We start from the raw sequence: 4,338 nt of genomic DNA, 5'->3' as shown, positions 1-4,338 counted from the left end.
CATCTGGGGGACGAGTGGTGGGATCTCTGTGCCGGCCCCCACGTGGAAAACACTAAGGAGATCAACCCCAAAGCTTTTGACCTGCTCAGCGTGGCCGGCGCCTATTGGCGCGGGGATGAGACCAAGCCGCAGCTCCAACGCATCTACGGCACCGCCTGGGAGACGCCGGAGGAGCTGAAGGAATACAAGCGGCGGCTGGAAGAGGCCAAACGGCGGGATCACCGCAAGCTGGGCAAGGAGCTGGGCCTTTTCATCTTTTCCGACGAGGTGGGGCCGGGCCTGCCCCTTTGGACCCCCAAAGGAACTACCCTGCGCTGGGTGCTGGAGGATTTTCTCAAGCAGGAGCAGCTCAAGCGGGGCTATCTGCCGGTGGTGACGCCCCACATCGCCCGCGTGGATCTGTTCAAGATCTCCGGCCACTGGCAAAAGTATCGGGAAGACATGTTTCCCCTGATGGCGGAAAGCGAAGAAGCGCGGGCGGCGGAGCAGGGCTTTGTCATGAAGCCGATGAACTGCCCTTTTCACATCCAAATCTATAAATCGGAGCTGCGCTCCTACCGCGATTTGCCGCTGCGCTATGCCGAATTCGGCACCGTCTATCGCTACGAACAATCGGGAGAGCTGGGAGGCTTAACTCGCGTTCGCGGCTTCACGGTAGATGATGCCCATTTGTTTGTCCGCACCGATCAGTTGGAAGAAGAGTTTCTCAAGGTTGTCGATCTCATTCTGGTCGTTTTCGAGAAGCTCAAACTCAAAGATTTTCGCGCCCGCCTCAGTTTCCGCGATCCCAAATCCGATAAATATCTGGGATCCCCGGAAGAGTGGGACATGGCCGAAAATGCCATTCGGCGAGCGGTGGAGAAGCTATCAATGCCGCATTTTGAAGGGATTGGGGAGGCGGCTTTCTACGGGCCAAAGCTGGACTTTATTTTCCGCGACGCGCTGGATCGGGAGTGGCAGTTGGGCACGGTGCAGGTGGATTATCAAAACCCGCAGCGCTTTGATTTGTACTATGTAGCCGAAGACGGATCCCGGCAGCGGCCGGTGATGATCCACCGCGCTCCCTTTGGCTCGCTGGAGCGGCTCATTGGGATCCTCATCGAGGAATATGCCGGGGATTTTCCTTTCTGGCTGGCACCGGAACAGGTGCGCATTTTGCCCGTTTCCGACCAATACCTGGGCTATGCCACCCAGGTGCGGGATCACCTGCGGGAACAGGGGATCCGCGTCCACATCGATGCCGACAGCGACCGCCTGCCCAAAAAGATCCGCAACGCCGAGAAGGCCAGGATCCCCTTCATGCTCATTGTGGGAGAACAAGAACAGGCAACCGGCACAGTGAGCGTGCGCCAGCGCCACGGCCAAGACCTGGGATCCCTGACGGTGGCGGAGTTCCTGGCCCAGGCGCGAGCGCTGGACTAGCGCGGGTGGGATGGAATCTAGCTGAGAATTGCTCCTTTATCTTTCGGCAAACTAGGCAGGGCTTGAGGCTGCCGCAGCCGCCCGCTCTTGGGCCAAGGCCGCCCGCCGCTGCTCCAAGTCTTGCGGGGAGATGCGCCCGTAGGTGACGCTCAGCTCCGCCAGCCGCTGGGCCAGCTCTGGCCGCAGCATCTCCTCGCGGTAGCGCCAGGCCCAGTTGTTCTCGGCCCTGCCGGGGAAGTTCATGCGCGCCTCTGCCCCCAGGCCCATCACATCTTGCAGGGGAATGATGGCCAGGTCGGCCACGGAAGCCAGGGCCAGGCGAATCAGATCCCAGTGGATGCCGTCAGATCCCTGACAGCCCAGGTAGCGCAACAGATTTTGTTTTTCCCACTCCGGGCGTTCTGGGTCATGAAACCAGCCCACCACGGTGTTGTTGTCGTGGGTGCCGGTATAGACGACGAAGTTGCGCTCATAACTATGGGGCAAATAGGGGTTATCGGGCCCCGAGCCAAAGGCAAAGAGCAGCACTTTCATGCCGGGCAAGCCAAATTGATCCCGCAGTTGCAACACTTCCGGTGTGATGTCCCCCAGGTCTTCGGCAATGACCGGAATTTCCCCCAGCCGGTCGGCCAACGCCTGAAAGAAGTCAGCCCCCGGCCCTTTCTGCCACTCGCCTTCTACTGCTGTTTCCGCCTCGCCAGGGATGGCCCAGTAGCTCTCGAAGCCCCGGAAGTGGTCGATGCGGACGCAGTCCACCTGCTTGAGAATGGCCTGGATGCGCCGGATCCACCAGTCGTAGCCGCGAGCCTTGAGCACCTCCCAGTTGTAGAGAGGGTTACCCCAGCGCTGCCCAGTGGGGCTGAAATAGTCGGGGGGCACGCCGGCTACCTGCAGGGGCCGTCCCTGCTCATCCAGGTGAAACAGCTCGCGGTTGGCCCACACATCGGCACTGTTGGGGGCGACATAGATGGGCAAGTCGCCGATCAGCCGCACCTGATGCCGATGGGCATACTCCCGCAGGGATCCCCACTGTTGGGCAAATAGGTATTGCCAAAACATCTGTTGGGTAATGGCATCGGCATAGCGGTCGCGGGCCTCTTGCAAAGCCAGGGGATCCCGTTGTGCCAGGGCCGGATCCCATTGGGTCCACTCCTGGTCACCATACACCTCTTTGAGGGCCATGAATAGAGCGTAGTCCGGCAGCCAGTCGGCCTCGGCAGCACAGTAGGCTTGAAAGGCTTCCCAGTCGGCGGCGGTGGCCTTGTCTTTGAAAGTGGCCCAGGCGCGGCGCAACAAGCCCAGCTTGAAGGGGATCACGGCTTCGTAGTCCACCCGCTCGCCATTCCCCGCCTGGATGGTCGGCCATTGGGGCAGATCCTGCCAGCCGTTGGGTTCCAGCCAACCGGCTTTGACCAGCAGCTCTGGGCTAATCAGCAGCGGGTTGCCGGCAATGGCGGAAAAGCTCATGTAGGGGGAGTTGCCCCAGCCGGTGGGCCCCAGAGGCAGCACCTGCCAGAGGCGCTGGCCGCTCTCCACCAAAAAATCCACAAACCGGTAAGCAGCCGGCCCCAGGTCGCCGATGCCAAATGGCCCTGGCAAAGAGGTTGGATGGAGGAGGATCCCACTGAGTCTGCTCATGCGCATGGCTATGCCTTTTTGCCCAACCAAGTATTCCACCGCCTATGCTGTCACTTTTGCAGTTGGATGGACAGCTCCAGAGGAGACAGAATCCCTCCAAGCTAGCTCCTCCAACCTTGGCAGACAGCCCGGTGGCAAGCCTGCACCTCTTCGAGGGTAAACAGGCGGCGAAAAGGGATCCCTACTTCGCGGTAACGGGCCTCTGCCCCTTCCAGTCGATCCACCAAAGCCAGGATCCCTTCTGCCCGATAGCCCGCTGCCCGCACCCGCTCTACAGCTTTGAGGGCGGAGCCGCCAGTGGTGACCACATCTTCCAAGATCCAAATCCGGCTGCCCGCCGGCAGTTCCGGCCCTTCGATCCAAGCTTGTGTGCCATGTCCCTTGGGCTCTTTGCGGACAATCAGGGCTGCCAGGTTGGACGGCTCAGCCTGCAGAGACGCCAAACCCACCGCCGTGACCAAGGGATCCGCTCCCAAGGTCATGCCGGCAACTGCCTCAGTCTCAGGGGGCAGTAGCCGATGCAGCAGGGATCCCACCAGGTAGGCTCCCTGGGGGTGGAGGGTAACTGGCTTGCAGTTAATGTAGTAGGAGCTCTGCTGCCCGGAGGTGAGGGTAAAGGATCCCTCGCGGTAGGCCAGTTGGGCCAGCAGATACAGCAATTTCTCCCGCGCCTCAGCCGGGGAAAGACTTGAGGGAGAACAATCCAGGAGCAACACTGCAGGGATCCCCATCGGCTCAACCATCAACCCATAGCTAAGGATAGGGATTGGGTAAACACTAGGACAAGCTATGGTTCAGCTCTGCCACCACCGTGGCATCCGACTCCTCCGACAAGTGGGCAATCAGGCGATCCACCAGCCGCGACAGGGTTGCCCGTTCTTCTAGACTGAGACAGCCGTAGGTTTGCTCCCGCAACTCCCCAGTGAGAGGGGGTAAAATTTCTTTCAACTTCTCTCCGGCAGGGGTGAGGTGAACCCGCCAGCTCCGCCGATCCTTGGGATCCCGCTGCCGCCGGATCAGCTCCCGTTTCTCCATGCCGTCCAAGACACCGGTTATGGTGCCCCCCGACTGCTGCAGGCGCTCCCAGATGGTGGAGGTGGGGATCCCGTCTTCTTTCCAGAGGCAGCAAAGCACCACCCCCTGGGAGGTGCTCAGGCCGAAGGGCTCGAGGTAGGCCTGAAATTTCCGCCGCACCAATTGCGACAACAGCCGAAGGCGATAGCCCAGAGAATAGGGGGCCAGAATATCGCGCCATCGCTCCAGGAAGGCTTGTTTCTC

The 4,338-nt window shown here is 60.7% G+C and carries 4 protein-coding genes; 1 reads left to right on the top strand and 3 read right to left on the bottom strand.

Annotation, left to right across the window (positions count from 1 at the left end):
- The coding region (gene thrS, locus NW863_RS04695) for a threonine--tRNA ligase (RefSeq protein WP_414364823.1) at window positions 1-1,422 on the top strand (1,422 nt) is incomplete at its 5' end.
- A gap of 51 nt (window positions 1,423-1,473) precedes the next feature.
- Here the strand turns inward: thrS and malQ are convergent.
- From malQ to NW863_RS04680, 3 genes are all read right to left on the bottom strand, one after another.
- On the bottom strand, window positions 1,474-3,066 hold the full coding sequence (malQ, locus tag NW863_RS04690) for a 4-alpha-glucanotransferase (protein ID WP_414364821.1): 1,593 nt from the start codon (window positions 3,064-3,066) through the stop codon (window positions 1,474-1,476).
- A 95-nt stretch (window positions 3,067-3,161) separates the two neighbouring features.
- Window positions 3,162-3,791 (bottom strand): orotate phosphoribosyltransferase, encoded by a 630-nt coding sequence (pyrE, locus tag NW863_RS04685; protein WP_414364853.1) that lies wholly within the window; start codon window positions 3,789-3,791, stop codon window positions 3,162-3,164.
- Between the two features lie 46 nt (window positions 3,792-3,837).
- On the bottom strand, window positions 3,838-4,338 hold a 501-nt coding region (locus tag NW863_RS04680; RefSeq protein WP_414364819.1), incomplete at its 5' end, for a MarR family winged helix-turn-helix transcriptional regulator.

The sequence above is a fragment of the Synechococcus sp. B60.1 genome, assembly GCF_047462555.1.
Taxonomy (GTDB): domain Bacteria; phylum Cyanobacteriota; class Cyanobacteriia; order Thermostichales; family Thermostichaceae; genus Thermostichus.
Note: the sequence above shows the minus strand (reverse complement) of the source record. Positions and strands in the feature narration are given on the sequence as shown.

Bases quoted from the DNA above. Each gene is read 5' to 3' on its own strand.
- malQ (WP_414364821.1), bottom strand. From the start codon at position 3,066: ATGCGCATGAGCAGACTCAGTGGGATCCTCCTCCATCCAACCTCTTTG.
- pyrE (WP_414364853.1), bottom strand. From the start codon at position 3,791: ATGGGGATCCCTGCAGTGTTGCTCCTGGATTGTTCTCCCTCAAGTCTT.